Annotated in this window: 14 protein-coding genes and 2 tRNA genes; all 16 read right to left on the reverse strand. The window is 57.4% G+C overall.

Annotated features, from left to right (window positions below):
• Positions 1–23 precede the first annotated feature (23 nt).
• The 16 genes from pnp to folP all read right to left on the reverse strand — a co-directional run bounded on the left by pnp (position 24) and on the right by folP (position 16,653).
• Complete coding sequence (gene pnp / locus Q1K07_RS14410; protein WP_300312200.1) at positions 24–2,156, reverse strand: polyribonucleotide nucleotidyltransferase; 2,133 nt, start codon at positions 2,154–2,156, stop codon at positions 24–26.
• Between the two features lie 263 nt (positions 2,157–2,419).
• Positions 2,420–3,988: a porin gene (locus Q1K07_RS14415; RefSeq protein ID WP_300312202.1), complete on the reverse strand. Its 1,569-nt coding sequence runs from the start codon at positions 3,986–3,988 to the stop codon at positions 2,420–2,422.
• 56 nt (positions 3,989–4,044) lie between these two features.
• The gene (locus Q1K07_RS14420; protein ID WP_300312205.1) at positions 4,045–4,968 is read right to left on the reverse strand and encodes a hypothetical protein; all 924 of its coding nucleotides are present in this window, start codon (positions 4,966–4,968) and stop codon (positions 4,045–4,047) included.
• A 135-nt stretch (positions 4,969–5,103) separates the two neighbouring features.
• Positions 5,104–5,898, reverse strand: a complete 795-nt coding sequence (locus tag Q1K07_RS14425; protein ID WP_300312208.1) for a DUF4886 domain-containing protein — start codon at positions 5,896–5,898, stop codon at positions 5,104–5,106.
• 302 nt (positions 5,899–6,200) lie between these two features.
• Positions 6,201–6,470: a 30S ribosomal protein S15 gene (gene rpsO, locus Q1K07_RS14430; protein ID WP_149286526.1), complete on the reverse strand. Its 270-nt coding sequence runs from the start codon at positions 6,468–6,470 to the stop codon at positions 6,201–6,203.
• Between the two features lie 91 nt (positions 6,471–6,561).
• Positions 6,562–7,518, reverse strand: a complete 957-nt coding sequence (truB, locus tag Q1K07_RS14435) for a tRNA pseudouridine(55) synthase TruB (RefSeq protein WP_300312212.1) — start codon at positions 7,516–7,518, stop codon at positions 6,562–6,564.
• A complete protein-coding gene (rbfA, locus tag Q1K07_RS14440) occupies positions 7,518–7,934 on the reverse strand; it encodes a 30S ribosome-binding factor RbfA (RefSeq protein ID WP_300312215.1) in 417 nt (138 codons plus the stop codon). The genes truB and rbfA overlap by 1 nt, the downstream gene beginning before the upstream one ends.
• Before the next feature lie 21 nt (positions 7,935–7,955).
• Positions 7,956–10,508, reverse strand: coding sequence for a translation initiation factor IF-2 (gene infB / locus Q1K07_RS14445; RefSeq protein ID WP_300312218.1), 2,553 nt, complete (start codon positions 10,506–10,508; stop codon positions 7,956–7,958).
• 28 nt (positions 10,509–10,536) lie between these two features.
• Positions 10,537–12,030: a transcription termination factor NusA gene (gene nusA / locus Q1K07_RS14450; protein WP_149286530.1), complete on the reverse strand. Its 1,494-nt coding sequence runs from the start codon at positions 12,028–12,030 to the stop codon at positions 10,537–10,539.
• A gap of 40 nt (positions 12,031–12,070) precedes the next feature.
• Positions 12,071–12,532 carry a ribosome maturation factor RimP gene (rimP, locus tag Q1K07_RS14455; protein ID WP_300312221.1) on the reverse strand — a complete coding sequence of 154 codons (462 nt, stop codon included), beginning with the start codon at positions 12,530–12,532 and terminating at the stop codon, positions 12,071–12,073.
• A gap of 225 nt (positions 12,533–12,757) precedes the next feature.
• Positions 12,758–12,834: transfer RNA gene (locus tag Q1K07_RS14460), tRNA-Met, on the reverse strand.
• A gap of 112 nt (positions 12,835–12,946) precedes the next feature.
• Positions 12,947–13,033, reverse strand: a tRNA-Leu gene (locus Q1K07_RS14465).
• Positions 13,034–13,049: 16 nt separating this feature from the next.
• Entirely contained in the window at positions 13,050–13,553 is a 504-nt protein-coding gene (gene secG, locus Q1K07_RS14470; RefSeq protein ID WP_300312223.1) for a preprotein translocase subunit SecG, read from the reverse strand.
• 4 nt (positions 13,554–13,557) lie between these two features.
• Positions 13,558–14,304: a triose-phosphate isomerase gene (tpiA, locus tag Q1K07_RS14475; protein WP_300312226.1), complete on the reverse strand. Its 747-nt coding sequence runs from the start codon at positions 14,302–14,304 to the stop codon at positions 13,558–13,560.
• Positions 14,305–14,453: 149 nt separating this feature from the next.
• Complete coding sequence (gene glmM, locus Q1K07_RS14480; protein ID WP_300312229.1) at positions 14,454–15,800, reverse strand: phosphoglucosamine mutase; 1,347 nt, start codon at positions 15,798–15,800, stop codon at positions 14,454–14,456.
• Positions 15,793–16,653: a dihydropteroate synthase gene (gene folP / locus Q1K07_RS14485; protein ID WP_300312232.1), complete on the reverse strand. Its 861-nt coding sequence runs from the start codon at positions 16,651–16,653 to the stop codon at positions 15,793–15,795. Before folP ends, glmM begins: the two co-directional genes overlap by 8 nt.
• Positions 16,654–16,714: the final 61 nt, after the last annotated feature.

Raw genomic sequence — 16,714 nt, forward strand, 5'->3', positions numbered from 1 at the left:
GGGCGTTCGGCAGAGCAGATGGACTAGATTTCTGTCTCTGCCTGTTCGGATGCGAACGCCGCCTTTTCTTCTTCGGTGATTTCCTTGAGGGTCAGCTTGACGCGATTGCGGTTGTCGATATCGAGTACCTTGACCACGACCTCGTCACCCTCGTTGAGGTAGTCACGCACGTCGTTGACACGCTCAGGAACGATCTGTGAGATGTGCACCAGACCATCGGTACCCGGCATGATGTTGACGAAGGCACCGAAGTCAGCGATACGCACTACCTTGCCGTGATACAGCTTACCGATCTCGGCTTCAGCGGTAATGGCCAGAACGGTGTCGATGGCCTTCTTCGCCGCCTTCTTGTCCTCGGCATAGATACGCACGGTGCCGTCGTCATCCAGGTCAATGGAAGCGCCTGTATCTTCGCAGATCTTGCGAATGGTGGCACCGCCCTTGCCGATGACGTCACGGATCTTGTCCGGATCGATCTTGATCGTGGCCATGGACGGCGCATTCTCGGAAACTTCAGCACGGCTATTGGCAATCACCGCATTCATCTGCTCGAGAATGTGCAAACGAGCGTCATGGGCCTGGGTCAAGGCGGTCTCCATGATCTGCTCATCGATACCTTCGATCTTGATGTCCATCTGCAACGCAGTCACGCCTTCAGCGGAACCGGCCACCTTGAAGTCCATGTCACCGAGGTGGTCCTCGTCGCCAAGGATGTCCGTAAGCACGGCAAAACCGTCAGCATCCTTGACCAATCCCATGGCGATACCAGCTACCGGTGCCTTGATCGGCACACCAGCATCCATCAATGCCAAGGAAGAACCACACACGGAGGCCATGGAACTGGAACCATTGGACTCGGTGATCTCGGACACCACGCGAATGGTGTAGGGGAAGTCATCTTCCTTCGGCAACATGGCCTGAACACCGCGGCGAGCCAGACGGCCATGGCCGATTTCACGACGCTTGGGCCCCCCCATGAAGCCCGCCTCACCCACGGAGTAGGGAGGGAAGTTGTAATGCAACAGGAAACGTTCCTTGCGCTCGCCTTCCAGCGATTCGATCAACTGGGCATCGCGCAGGGTGCCAAGGGTGGCAACGACAATGGCCTGGGTCTCACCACGGGTGAAGACGGCAGAACCGTGAGTCTTGGGCAAGGTACCCACCTCGATGGCCAGCGGGCGCACCGTCTTGTGATCGCGTCCATCGATACGCGGTTCACCCTTGATCACGCGGGAACGCACCACGCGCTTTTCAAGGCTGGCAAAGCCGGCTTCCACATCAGATGCCTCGAACTGGCTCTCTTCCCCACCAGCGAGCAGCTCGACAGCCTGAGTCTTGAGCGCAGCCAATGCGTCCTGGCGCTGCATCTTGTCAGTGATGCGATAGGCTTCACCGACCTTGGCTTCAAACCCGGTACCCAGGGCATCCTTGAGCGCAGTATTTTCAGCCGCCGGCTGCCAATCCCACTTGGCCTTGCCTGCCTCTGCCACCAGCTCGTTGATTGCCTGAATTACCGTCTGCATTTCCTGGTGGCCGTAAAGCACAGCACCCAGCATTTCGTCTTCGAGCAGCTCTTCGGCTTCGGATTCCACCATCAACACGGCTTTCTCGGTGCCGGCGACAACCATGTCCAGCTCGGAGGCGGCCAGTTCTTCGACAGTGGGGTTGAGGAAATAACCGCGGTCTTCAGTAAAGCCAACTCGCGCAGCACCGATAGGGCCATTGAACGGCACGCCGGAAATGGCCAGGGCCGCTGACGTACCAATCATGGCAGCGATATCAGGATCCTGGTTGCGGTCGGTAGACATGACCGTACAGATGACCTGTACTTCATTCATGAAGCCCTTGGGGAACAACGGACGGATCGGACGGTCGATCAGTCGAGAAGTCAGAGTTTCCTTCTCGGTAGGACGTCCTTCACGCTTGAAGAAGCCGCCGGGAATCTTGCCGACCGCATAGGTCTTTTCCTGATAGTGCACAGACAGCGGGAAGAAGGACTGCGCGGGGTTCGGCTCCTTCCTTGCCACCACGGTGCACAGCACCACGGTGTCGTCCATGGTAACCATTACGGCACCGGTAGCCTGGCGGGCGATGCGCCCGGTTTCCAGAGTGACGGTACTGCGACCGTACTGAAATGTCTTTTTGACCGGATTCACGGCGACTTCCTTTACTTTTCAATGTTAGGGTCGTTTTGACTCGGCCAATATTTTAGGGGTTAAGGCGACATAGAGCCACCAGTTACGCCACCTTAGCGACAAATAAGCCAATGCGAATACCCTTGGCCACTTTCTCTCCTCCCGCCTTCCCGGATTTTGAGACAAGAAACGGGCAGCCTGTGCTGCCCGTTTCGACCTTTCCGAGACTTATCTATGCGCCGTTGTCCGCCACACACGGCTCCATGACATATGACGGAACCTTATCAGAACACCACCTGCAATCGGGCCGACAGCGTGTTGCCATCATCCGGCCCTTTGAAATCACCACTGCGATTGTGGGTATCCCAGAGCGTATAGTCGAGCATGACCCGAGACCAGTCATTCGGATACCAGTTCAAGCCGAGTGTCGTCGAGCTGCCGTCCCCACCTGGGTAATCCGGAGCATCATAGAAGTCCAGTTCCTGGTAGCGAGCAGCAACCTGAAAGGCACCCAGTCCTCCTGCCGACACTGGGTCGTTGACCTCGGGCAGGCGCCAGACACCGGATTTCCTGGAATAACCATGAGACTCCCCTGTCAGGAAGTAGCTGGTCTGAACACTCCAGGCGTCGTAGCTCATGCTTTCACCGCCAGCGGAGTCACGCTGATCCACGGTGCGCTGCCCGTATTCCGCAGCAGCGGCAAACGAGCCGAGCGATGTCGCCAATTCCAGCCCGTAGGCACGGCTCGAATCCGGGTCACTGAGCTTGCGGCTGCGGATAGTGACGTTCTCATTGAAATGATCCGCGGCATCAACGTTCTTGAACACCGAATCATCACTGGGATCGAAATCCTCGTAGAAGCCCCAGCCTCCCAGATGAATCATGTCAGTCCCATCGTGCCAGGGGTTCCAGTGGGCGCGTGTCATGTACGTGGTGGTATCGGAATGGTCGGTGTCAGCACCTAGCCTGCCGTTGGTCACCGCAAACGAGGCGTGCCAGTCTCGGCTGTCGCCGTATATCTTGCCCTTCACCCCCAGGCCGTATGCACCACGGTCCGGCGTGATGGCACTGCTGACGAAGTTACGCTCCATGAACCAGGTATTGTTGGACGAGGTCGCCCCATCCAGCGAGCGATCATCGTATTTGTTGCCCACGTAGAGCACCACATCCTCATCGCCCCAGTTGAACAGGCTCGAGATGTAGGCATCACGCACACTGGCGTCGTTGCCCGCCAGGTCATAGCCAATCTTGTAGCCAATTCTCTCCGACAGTTGGCCGGAGATATCCAGTCTCAGGCGCCGCGCTTCCGTACCACTGATGTTGCGCTCGTCACTGCTGTCATCAAAACGCGAGCCGTTGGTGGTCGAAGCGTCAAACTGCAGCCGTCCACCAATCTTCAAGCGACGATTGCCATCGGCACTGATGAATTCAGGCCCACCATCTGACCAGTCGATATACGACTGGTCTGCCTGAGCAGCCTCCAGCAAGGCCACTTGACCCTGCAGCTCTTCAATGTCCGTTCGATCCTTCTCTGCTGTTGTAGAGGCTTGGGTCGTCACTGGCATACTCGTCAATTCAGCATCTGTCATTACAGGTACAGCGGAATGATGCTGAGCAAGCGCATTACTATCAACGCCTGCCCGAGTTTCGAGCTGCGCCAGGCGTGCCTGCAGGTCCTCAAGCTGCTGCGCCTGACGCTCCAGCATCTCAGACTGGCGCTTGACCAATTCTGCAAGTTCGGCCGATGTTGTGCCGCTGGCTAGTGCACTGCTGCAGACAGCAAGCAATGCCAGCATCCCGAAGACGGCAACAGAGCGCATGGCAGAGTGGCCTGAGGTAAAGAGTTTGAGCATGATTTTCCCTTGGTCGTGAGGGGGGCTTTCTGCTTATGCATGCAGAGGCGCCGACATCAGCGTGCCCGCAGAGCGATATAACGGGCCGCGAAGGGTGTCATCTGGTCAGGACTATGTGTCACACCAGGCAGGACCCAATGCTTCCAGTTGAACGCGGTACTCATACGTTGGGCTCGGCTTCTGGCAAACTCGAAGTAATGGCGGGTCCGCTCCACTCGCGTCGCTCCCTGGGCATTGGCCAGAGACGTCTGGCGCATGACGGTGTGAAGCGTCGCCGTATCCGCTCCACCAGCCAGCAACAACATGGGCTGGGCAAGATAGGCTTTGATGGTAGAGGTATCCAACATCGGCACACCTCTAATGCCATAGGGCCACTCAATGGTCTCATCCGGCATGGTGTACCAACCTGCTGCGCCGATAATGATCTCTTCAGCATGTGATTCCGGCATGAACATGGCGAAACGATGGGCAACCTGTGCGCCAGCACCGTGGCCATACAGATAGTAAGTCTCATGATGGTTGGTACTGCGATGAGTTCTGAAGTCAGCAAAGACCCGCTCGATGAGCGTGAAGACCCATAGCTCTGGTGGGTTCGTCTGCTCAAGCTGGATGAAGCCACGGCTCTCCTCAGCCGACGTGGCCTGGAATACATTGCCCAGGTTGAAACCATTGCCACCTGGATAGGTTTCCGAGCTGAACCGTGGAGCCAATATCATCAGCCCTTCGCGCTCGGCAAATTCCACCCAGCTATCGCGATATGCCTCCGCATCACGGCGTAATCCATGCAGTACGAGCACAATTGGCATATCTGCGTCATAGCGGCTCGGCTGATAGTAATAGACACTGATTTTCTGCTGGGTGGCAGGATCGTCGAATTCGTAGTGGCCGGAACCTGCGTCCAGGCCAGTCACACGCTCATTGGCATGAACTGGCGACAATGGCAGGCACAGCACTGCCAGTGCGAACCAAAGCATTCGCATCGTTATCCCTCTTTTATTGGATTTATTCGGACCGGTAGGCTTGGGCAGGGCTTCCGTGCCTCCCCACCCACGCCTCATCTGCTGGCATACTCTCTATCTGCCGTATTCTTTTCCTGCGTACTACCTGCTGCAGTACTACCTGCTGTAGTACTCCTCGACAGTGTCTTCGGCGACCTGCTGCAGAAAGGCAGCGTCATCTGCGTCGATACGGCCATAGTAGGTGTAGGGATTACCGACGACAGAAGTGTCATAAAGCGCAGCGAAGACAGTGGCTGCCGCCAGATAGGTGCCCTCAGGAGTGGGATGACTGCCATCGTACTCGACATGCAATGCCAGCTCCGGGCGCCGCTCATAGGCTTTCTGGAAGGCAAGGCCAACCGGAATCACCAAGGCCCCGATCTCATTGCCGACCGTGGTATAGAGATCCTCGATCTTGTCGATCATATCGGGATCGTAGTTGTCATGATCCTTGCCATAGGCAGGTGTCATGTAGAGCACGGTCTCTGCCCCCGTCGCTTCGATAGCCTGATGATCCTGGATGACCGCATCATGGAAAGCCTGACGTTTCTCGTCTGTCAGGGCGGCACTGCTGTGCCCCTGGAGAACGACAACATCAAACGGATCGGGCAGCCCCAGTGCACCCGGGAACAGATAACTTTTTACATCATGCTGGGACAGGAAAGCCCCGGAAATGGTCGCGGACTTGCTGTTGAGGCTATCCACCATCTCTGGGTAAGCCGCCTCCGCCATTCTCTTGACGTAATTGTGCAGGCTGTTGTTGTAGTACTGGTAACTGTTGCCGACGTATAACAATTGCTTCGGATTTGGGGAATCGAGGGTATCGACCTGAGGCTTGGCATCTGCCATGGCAAATGCAGGAAACACAGCGATCAAGGTGAGAATGCCGGCTCCAATAAAGGATGCTTTCATTGATATTGTCTCCATCCTGGGACTGATTGGCGAAAAACCGAGGTATGTCATGGCCACACACCTCAGCATCCCCAAGAAAGAGCAAACTACATTCCTTTTATAAGCTTTCTCTTCTATTTCAAATGGCTGAAAGAAACACTTTCAACAAAAGTCGAAAGGCTCACGTCACTTGATGGATGGGAAGTCACACAGATGAATATCGAGTACTGTGTGGGAAACCGCACATTGCATTGTGGTACAGCCCTAACGCAAAACGGGCGGCTCCAGAGGAGCCGCCCGTTTCACTGTCTGACACTAATTTCTTAGCGACGCAGACCCAGTCGCTGAATCAGAGACTGATAGCGTTCGAAATCCTTGCGCTTGAGGTAGTCCAGCAGCTTACGACGCTGGTTGACCATGCGAATCAGGCCACGACGAGAGTGGTGGTCCTGCTTGTTGGTCTTGAAGTGGTCCTGCAGACCGTTGATGTTGGCGCTAAGCAGGGCAACCTGTACCTCAGGGGAACCGGTGTCGCTGTCACCACGACCGTATTCCTTGACGATTTCAGCTTTCTGTTCGGCGGTAAGTGCCATCTGTCTCTCCAGTAAGCAATATGCCTAAATGATAAAGGTGAGAGACCACGCATATTTGCAGTCTCTCTTGATGACCTGCTCCTCGAAAGGATCAGGTTTGCCCAGAGCCCGCTACAAACGAACTCAAAAGGCGCCGGGGCACGACGTCCCCGGACGACTCCACCCCACCAAGACCCACGAAGGTCTCACCGTGGTAGAGACGAATCAGTGTACTGTCAGCGGTGCCGAGCATCTCGGATGCAAGCTCACCACGTGCAGTCTGACCATAGCGCATGGCCTTGGCGCCGGAGTCGCTCAAGCGATGAGCGGCAAGATGTTCAAGCAGGCAGTCGACCGGCATCAATTGCGCTTCCAGTGCCGCTTGATCGGACAGTGCTTCCAGCGCTTCGAAGTCCTGCATACCGCTGGCATCGAAGGGGCCACTCTTCAATCGGCGCAGCTGCGAGATATGGCCTTCACAGCCCAAAGCCCGAGCCATATCTTCAGCCAGAACACGCACATAAGTCCCCTTGCTGACCCTGACTTCCAGGTCGAAACAGGGGCTTTCTCCGGCCAAGGATGCGCAAAGTAGCCGCGCATCATACACCGTTATACGCCGGCTTGCACGCTCGACGCTCTTGCCTTCACGGGCCAGTTCGTACAGCTTGCGTCCCTGGTGCTTCAGTGCCGAGTACATTGGCGGCAATTGATCCTGCTCACCAATGAATCCAGCCACCATGGATGCCACATCACTCTCATCCAGCGCCGGTACCGGACAACGGGCCGTCACCTCGCCTTCAGCATCGCCGGTATCGGTACTCGCCCCCAGCTCGACACGGGTCCGGTAGACCTTATCCGCTTCCAGCAGGTGCTGTGAGAACTTGGTGGCTTCGCCAAACAACACTGGCAGTAACCCGGTAGCCATCGGGTCCAGAGTACCGGTATGCCCGGCTTTCTGGGCCTGAAACAGGCGACGTGCCCGCTGCAGTGCATAATTGCTGGACATGCCCTTGGGCTTGTCCAGCAACAACACACCATCGATTGGCAAGCCTCGACGACGACGCGCCATCAGTCCTTGCCCTCGCCCTCATCCTGGCCTTCGCTGTCCTCATCCTCAGGACGATGCGAGCGATCACGGGCCACTGCTTCATCGATCAGAGCCGACAGATGTTGCCCGCGTACCACGCTTTCATCGTAGTGGAAGCGTAGTTCGGGGACATGACGCAGCTTGACACGCCGGCCAATCTGAGTACGCAGAAAACCCGCTGCACGACGGAGGACCTGGAGATTCTCCTTGATGCGCTCCGGAGTCTGCTCGCCAAGCAGGGTGACATGAATATCGGCATAGCCGAGATCCCGACTGACCTCCACCCCACTGACGGTGACCATACCCAGGCGTGGATCCTTGATCTCACGCTGGATGAGCACCGCCAGCTCCTTCTGGAGCTGGTCGGCAACACGGTCAGTACGCTTGAATTCGCGCATGGATAACGACTCCTCGAACGCTTACAGAGAACGTTCGACCTTGACCTGATCGAAGACCTCGATCTTGTCATTGACCTGGACATCATTGTAGTTCTTCACGCCGATGCCACACTCCATGCCCATACGCACTTCCTGGACGTCATCCTTGAAGCGACGCAGGGATTCCAACTCGCCCTCATAGATGACCACGTTGTCGCGCAGAACACGGATCTTCTTGTTACGGTACACGGTGCCTTCAACCACCATGCAGCCAGCAACGGCACCAATCTTCGGTGCACGGAAGACATCGCGAACTTCAGCCACACCAACGATCTCTTCCTTCCACTCAGGCTCGAGCATACCGCTCATCGCCTGCTTGACCTCATCGATCAGCTGGTAGATGACGCTGTAGTAGCGCAGCTCCAGGTTTTCGCGTTCGATGATCTCACGAGCAGAAGCATCAGCACGTACGTTGAAGCCCAGGAGGATGGCTTCACTGGCCAATGCCAGGTTGGCATCAGTACCAGTAATACCACCCACGCCAGAAGACACCACAGAGACCTGCACTTCATCGGTGGACAGTTCTTCCAAGGCACCACGAATTGCTTCCAGAGAGCCCTGTACATCCGCCTTGAGCACGATATTGAGCTTGGCAGCCTCTTCCTGGCCCATCTGCGAGAACATGTTCTCCAGCTTGGCCTTCTGCTGACGAGCCAGACGCACTTCGCGGTACTTGCCCTGACGGAAGTTGGCAACTTCACGCGCCTTCTTCTCATCGGCCACGACCATGAAGTCATCACCCGCTTCCGGCGTACCATCCAGACCCTGGATCTCGACCGGCATGGCAGGGCCGACTTCATTGACCTGCTGGCCAAGCTCATTGGTCAGTGCGCGTACGCGACCATAGTGCAGACCCGCCAGTACGATATCGCCCTTTTTCAAGGTACCGTTCTGGACCAGTACGGTGGCAACCGGACCACGTCCCTTGTCGAGACGAGACTCCACCACGACACCTTTGCCCGGCGCTGACGGCACGGCCTTGAGCTCAAGAACCTCGGATACCAGGTGTACCGCCTCGAGCAGACTCTCGATGCCATCACCGGTCTTGGCCGAAACATGGACAAACTGAGTATCGCCACCCCATTCCTCGGAAATGACACCGTGCTGAGACAGCTCATTCTTGACCCGGTCGGGATCGGCATCCGGCTTGTCCATCTTGTTGACCGCTACCACCATCGGAACTTCCGCGGCCTTGGAATGCTCAACCGCTTCGATGGTCTGTGGCATCACGCCATCGTCGGCAGCGACCACGAGAATAACGACGTCAGTGGCCTTGGCACCGCGGGCACGCATGGCGGTAAAGGCCGCGTGTCCAGGAGTATCAAGGAACGTGACACCGTTGTTGTCGTCCTCGACATGGTAAGCGCCGATGTGCTGGGTAATACCCCCCGCCTCACCGGTGGCCACCTTGGCACGACGAATATAGTCGAGCAGCGAGGTCTTGCCGTGGTCGACGTGGCCCATGACGGTCACTACCGGCGAGCGAGTGATTTCTTCGCCCTCGTAGGAGATCGCCTCGAGAACCGCAGTCTCCAGAGCATCATCCTTGACCAGCTTGGGCTTGTGGCCCATCTCTTCAACGACAATCGCTGCCGTGTCCTGATCGATGGTCTGGTTGATGGTCACCGCTGCGCCCATGGTGAACATGGCCTTGATGACTTCATTGGCCTTGATCGACATCTTGTCGGCCAGGTCCGCCACCGAGATGGACTCAGGAATGGACACTTCGCGCACGATCGGCTGGGTCGGCTTCTGGAAGCCATGCTTGCCATTGCCCTGAGTGGAGCCGCCACGACGGCTGCCACGACGCTCGGCACGCTTGGCTTTCTTGCCACCGCCACGACGACGTTCCTCACGATCGCTGCGATCGTCATCATCGTCACGGCTGCCTTTCTTGCCACCCTTGCCTGCGGCTTTCTTGACGGCAGCACGGCGCACATCACCGCGACCTTCCTTCGGTGGTGCCGGCGGCTCATCGGTAGCAGCGGGCTCTACTGTCGTCAATTCAGGAACGGGAATTTCAGGCTCGATATTCGCTGCTGCTGCCTCGGCCTCAGCCTTGGCTGCTTCAGCTGCCGCCTTCGCTTCCTCAGCTTCACGAGCAGCCTGATCAGCCGCACGCTTGGCAGCTTCTTCTGCTTCCTGAGCTTCACGACGTGCCTGAGCTTCCGCCATATCGCCAACCAACTGACGCGGACCGTGGTCCTCAGCCGCAGCCGGAGCTTGCTCTTCGGCCTCTTCGCGCTTGACGTAAGTACGCTTCTTGCGCACCTGCACTTCAATGGTCTTGCCGCGCTCGTTGGTCTTGATCTTGCTACGTGTCTTGCGAGTCAGGGTAATGCGGTTTCGCGCCCCCAGACCAGCACCGCCACCATGGCTCTTGGTCAGGAAGTCGAGCAGCTTGCGCTTGTCTTCCTCGGATACAGCGTCACCCTCGGACTTGTGATCCAGTCCGGCTTCTTTCATCTGTTCCAGCAGACGAGGCACTTCACGCCCCACCTTTGCTGCAAAATCCTTAACGGTCATCTCTGACATTACGACCCTCCTCAGCCCGTGACCTTTTTTACTGTTCGCTCTCGAACCATGGCGCACGGGCAGTCATGATCAGTGCCGCGGCACGCTCTTCGTCCAGTTCCTCGATGTCCATCAGGTCATCGACTGACTGCTCGGCCAGATCCTCCATGGTCCGGATACCCTTGCTGGCCAGGATGAGGGCCAAGTGACGCTCCATCCCTTCCATTGCCAGCAGATCATCTGCCGGCTGGGCACCATCCAGCTCCTCCTCTGAAGCGATGGCCAAGTTCAAGAGCTCGTCTTTGGCGCGAGCACGAAGTTCCTCGATGAGGTCCTCGTCGAACTCTTCAATTTCCAGCATTTCCTCGACCGGTACGTAGGCCACCTCCTCCAGGGTGGTGAAACCTTCCTCGACCAGCAGCCGGGCGACATCATCCTCGATGTCCAGATGCTGAACGAAGTGCTCGACCAGGCTGTCGATTTCCTGATCGCGCTTGGCCTCGGCTTCGGCTTCGGTCATGACGTTGAGACGCCACCCTGTCAGCTCTGAAGCAAGGCGCACGTTCTGTCCGCTCCGGCCAATGGCCTGAGCCAGATTATCCTCAGCGACAGCCACATCCATGGAATGGGTATCTTCATCCATAAGGATCGAAGCCACATCAGCCGGCGCCATGGCATTGATCACCAGCTGAGCGGGATTGTCATCCCACAGCACGATATCGACACGCTCGTTCTGAAGTTCGGACGACACCGCCTGAACCCGAGAGCCACGCATGCCAACACAGGCACCAACTGGATCGATACGACGGTCGTTGGTCTTGACCGCAATCTTTGCCCGGGACCCCGGATCACGTGCTGCGCCTTTGATCTCGATGAGCTGTTCGGCGATTTCTGGTACCTCGATCTTGAACAGCTCAATGATCATCTGCGGATTGGTCCGAGACAGAATCAGCTGAGCGCCACGTGCATCCGCATCGACCTTGAGCAACAACGCACGAACGCGCTCGTTCATGCGATAACGCTCACCGGGAATCATCTCGCTGCGCGGCAGGAACGCTTCCGCATTGTCGCCCAGGTCAATGATGAGGCCGTCACGTGTCGTCTTCTTGACGATCCCCGCCACCAGCTCGCCTTCACGCTCGGCATAAACGCGCACGACTTCGGCACGCTCAGCCTCTCGCACCTTCTGCACAATGACCTGCTTGGCAGTCTGCGCAGCAATGCGGCCGAAAGCGGCATTCTCAATCTGCTCTTCGACCACGTCACCAAGCGCCAACGGTGGATCACGGCGCTGGGCGAAGGTCAGCTTGATCTGAGTATCCGGACCGTCGAAGTCATCATCTTCAACCACTTCCCAACGGCGGAAAGTCTCGTATTCTCCCGTCATGCGGTCGATATGCACGCGAACGCTGACTTCCTCATCTTCGAAACGCTTGCGCGAGGCGCTCGCCAGAGCAGCTTCGACGGCCTCGAAAATGACTTCGCGGGGAACCCCTTTTTCGTTGGAGATCGCGTCAACGACCGCCAGAATTTCTTTGCTCATGCCTTAGCCTCGCCTGATAACCTGTCCTTGTTCGTAAGCATCATGAATCGAACTGCGGCACAATCCGCGCCTGGTCGATGCCATCAATGGGAAAGCAATATTCCTCGCCATCGATCTGTACCAGCACTTCATCACCTTCGACACCGGCAAGCAGCCCTTGAAACTTGCGCCGCCCTTCATAGGGAGCACGCAACTTGAGGCTGACCTGATGGCCGGCATAGCGGGTGAATTGCTCAAGGGTGAACAGCGGGCGATCCATACCGGGAGAGGACACTTCCAGGCGATATTCGCCAGCAATGGGATCCTCGACATCCAGCACGCCACTAACCTGCCGACTGATGTCAGCACAGTCATCGACGTTCACGCCATTCTCGTGATCGATATAGATCACCAGGCGTGAGTGTTTTCCCTGGGATAGATAATCAATACCCCAGAGTTCGAACCCCATGGCCGTTACCACAGGTTCGATCAGCGCTTCGAGCGCAGAATCCTTGATGGCCACGAATGAAAGCTCCTACAGCCGTTGCATCAGCACCTGGCCGGGAGTGAACAGGAAAGTCAGGTGGCTGATTGGCGTTGCACTTCCCTGGCCTTTACTGCTTATGCCAGGTCAGCGAACTGCTAACAAAAAGCCCCTTCACAGGAAGGGGCTTTTACAAGAAACCTGTCATCATTCTAGCAGAATCGGCATACCCCTTGAGGACACCGAATAGCACCTGCTGGAAGATGGTAGCGGGGACCGGATTTGAACCGATGACCTTCGGGTTATGAGCCCGACGAGCTACCAGACTGCTCCACCCCGCATCAATCTAGGCCGGTGAGTATACGCATGCTTGACTAACGCGTCAAGCCCTCACCACACTGCCAACCCTGAAAAAGAAGATCGCGAATAGCAGATAACATCACGAGACTTCGATGGTGCCGAAGGCGGGACTTGAACCCGCACGACCATAAGGTCACTACCCCCTCAAGATAGCGTGTCTACCAATTCCACCACTTCGGCTAGGGAGGCGGAAGGATCAGCTATTGCTGTCCTCCAGCACTGGCGCAGCATTATCCATATCGCTGCTGCTGCCGTCAACCTTCGGAGCGACATTTTCGCTTTCTTGCGCGGGTGCACTGCCCTCTTCACCAGAAGCACCTGACTCCAGAGTAGGTACATCGCCTGCCTCGCCTGGCGCAGCGCTTTCATTGGCTGCCGGGGCACCATCATCCTCGAGCGTCGGGGCATTGTTCTGCTGCTCGATCACCTCGGCGGCAGGAATACCCGCTTCATCGGGGGACACAGGGTTCGTCCGGGAAGCGAAGTAGGCCAGAGTCAGGGAAGTGGCAAAGAAAGCAGCAGCGAGTACGGCTGTCGCCTTGGACAGGAAACCACCGCTGCCGCGAGAACCGAATACTGTCTGAGAGGCACCACCACCAAAGGATGCACCGGCCTCAGCTCCTTTGCCCTGCTGCAGCAGGATCAGAGCGACCAGAGCGATGGCGATCGCCACATGGATCATGAGAATAGCAACTTGCATGGATTTAACCTGCTGACTGACAAATGGCTAGAAAATCGTCGACCTTCAGCGATGCTCCGCCGATCAGGCCGCCGTCGATATCGGCTTGAGCCAGCAACTCCGCCGCATTGTCCGGCTTCATGCTGCCTCCATAAAGTATCTGCATACTTTCGGCCAGGCTTGCGTCGTACTGCGCCAGGCGCGCACGAATGGCCGCATGCACCTGCTGAGCCTGTTCCGGGGTCGCAGTACGCCCAGTACCGATCGCCCACACGGGCTCATAGGCCAATACCAGGGTACGGCGTTGCTCAGGCATCAGCGCATCCATCACTGCACCCAATTGCCCCAGCACCACAGCTTCAGTCTGCTCGGCATCGCGTTCTTCCAGGGTTTCCCCCAGGCACAATACCGGCTTCAACCCGGCAGACAGAGCCGCCTGAACCCGTGCCAACACGGCAGCATCGTCCTCACCGAACAAGGTGCGCCGCTCGGAATGCCCCACCAGCACCATCTGCATACCAAGATCACTCAGCATGCTGCCACTGACTTCACCGGTATAAGCGCCTTCACTCTTGTCACTGAGCGTCTGGGCACCTACCGCCATTGTTTCTGGCAGACGTGCGCGAGCAACACTCAGGTAGGGAAAAGGAACCATCAGCGCCAACTCGACACCAGCAGGCAACTCGGTATGCGATAACGTCTCGGCAAAGCTTTCAACCAATTCCAGTGAGCCGTTCATCTTCCAGTTGCCGGCAATCAGCGGTGCACGCATGGGACATCCTCTTTCAAGGTGGGCCGAAATGGTATAGGAGCAGCGAGCTACGCTCAAGCATCAAGCGGTGGGCACAATGCTTATCGCGCCCTTGCCTGTCGCTCACAACTCGTTTCTTCCCAGATAGTTAGCAACGAAAACGGCCAAGGTTACAGGAGCCCACGTACGCCATCGGCCAAACGATTGGCAAACTCTTCCACATCAAGATGCGGGCGGCCTTCGACCATGACCCGAATCAAGGGCTCTGTACCAGACGGACGCAATAGAACCCGCCCTTGGCCAGCAAGCTCTTTCTCCACTGCCGTCACAGCTTCATTCAGGCGCGGATCCTCCATCACCGCCCTGGCATTGGTGCCATCAGGCAGGCGCACATTGACCAACGACTGAGGCGCCTTGTCAAAACCATGCAACAGGCGAGACAACGACTGCTCCTCGCGCACCATGTAGGACAACACTTGCAGCGCCGACACAATGCCATCACCCGTGGTCTGTACATGGCCACAAACGATGTGTCCGGAAGATTCCCCACCCAGTTGCCAGCCATTGGCCGCCAGGCGCTCCATGACGTAACGATCCCCTACCTGGGCACGCTCGAAGGGAACTCCCATCGCCTCGAGAGCGGCAGCGAGCCCGAAGTTGCTCATCAGTGTGCCGACCACACCACCGACCAGCTCTCCGCGCTGGTGGCGATCCTTGGCGATCAGGTAAAGCATGTCGTCGCCATCGATTTCATGGCCATCGGCGTCCACCATCAACACCCGGTCACCATCGCCATCGAAAGCTACGCCAAGATCCGCACCCTGCTGAATCACCGCGGCTCGCAGTGCTGCTGGATGCGTCGAACCAACTTCGCGATTGATATTCATGCCATCAGGGCTGGCACCAATCAGAGAAACCCTGGCACCCAGCTCTTTGAATACCGCAGGAGCAATGTGGTAAGTGGCGCCATGAGCACAGTCGAGCACGATATTCAGCCCATGCAGACTGACACGCTCGGGAATGGTCGACTTGCAGAACTCGATATAACGACCGGCAGCATCATCGACCCGGGTCGCCTTGCCCAGCGCATCCGGCGCCACAGTGGTCAGCTCTTCCTCCAGAGCAGCCTCGATACGCTCTTCGACTTCATCTCCCAGCTTGGCGCCGGCAGCAGAGAAGAACTTGATGCCGTTGTCTTGATAGGCATTGTGCGACGCAGATATGACTATCCCCGCATCGGCTCGGAAAGTACGTGTCAGATAGGCAATGCCTGGCGTCGGCATTGGCCCGAGCAGCATGACGTCAACGCCTGCTGCGGACAAGCCGGCTTCCAGGGCTGACTCGAACATGTAACCGGAAATACGCGTATCCTTGCCGATCAGCACTCGAGCACGCTGGCGCCGAGGCTCGATCACCCGACCCGCAGCCCAGCCAAGCTTGAGCATGAAGTCCGGTGTGATTGGCGCCTGCCCAACACTGCCACGAATGCCGTCGGTGCCAAAATAGCGTCTAGCCATAGGACTTCCCTTCCTCGAGTACGGCCCAGGCCATGTTTACCGCATCCACGTGGGCCGCCACATCGTGAACACGCAGAATCCGTGCGCCACGCTCCACGGCCAGGGCTGACAGAGCCAGGCTGCCGGGCAGGCGCTCTTCCACCGGTCGCTCCAGGACCTTGCCGATCATGCTCTTGCGGGACATTCCCACCAGCAGCGGCAGCTCGAGTTCCTGCAGTTTTTCCATACGGTGAAGCAGACGAAGATTATGCTCCACCGTCTTGGCAAAGCCAAAGCCCGGATCGAGCAGAATTCGCTCACGGCGCAAGCCAGAGGCTTCACATGCAGCAACACGCTGCGCAAGGAAAGCCATGACGTCATCTTCCACCGCTCCTTCATAGTGCGGTGCATTCTGCATGTCGCCAGGCTCGCCCAGCATATGCATCAACACGACAGGCAGCCCAGTGGCAACAGCAGCCTGCATGGCGCCTTCACGACGCAGATTGCGCACATCATTGATCATGCCAGCTCCGGCATGAGCAGCTTCACGCATCACCTCGGAAGTGGAGGTATCCACGGAGACAAGAGCGTCAAGTTCACGCACCAGGACTTCAACCACCGGTAACACCCGATCCATCTCCTGCTGCACACTGACGGCCTCTGCACCAGGGCGGGTAGACTCTCCGCCCACATCAATGATCGCAGCCCCCTCAGCAATCATCTGCTCGGCATGCCGCAGGGCATCATCCGTAGCCAAGTGCCGACCTCCATCCGAGAAAGAGTCTGGCGTAACGTTGAGAATACCCATGATATGTGGATAGGACAGGTCTAGGCGATGACGGCCACAAGACAGCATAGCGGAGGAGGTTGGCATCTTTGGGGTCCTGCTGGATACAACGGATAAAAACGGAGAGGCGCCCCTCTGGGCGCCTCCA

This window comes from Halomonas sp., from assembly GCF_029263665.1.
Lineage (GTDB): Bacteria > Pseudomonadota > Gammaproteobacteria > Pseudomonadales > Halomonadaceae > Halomonas.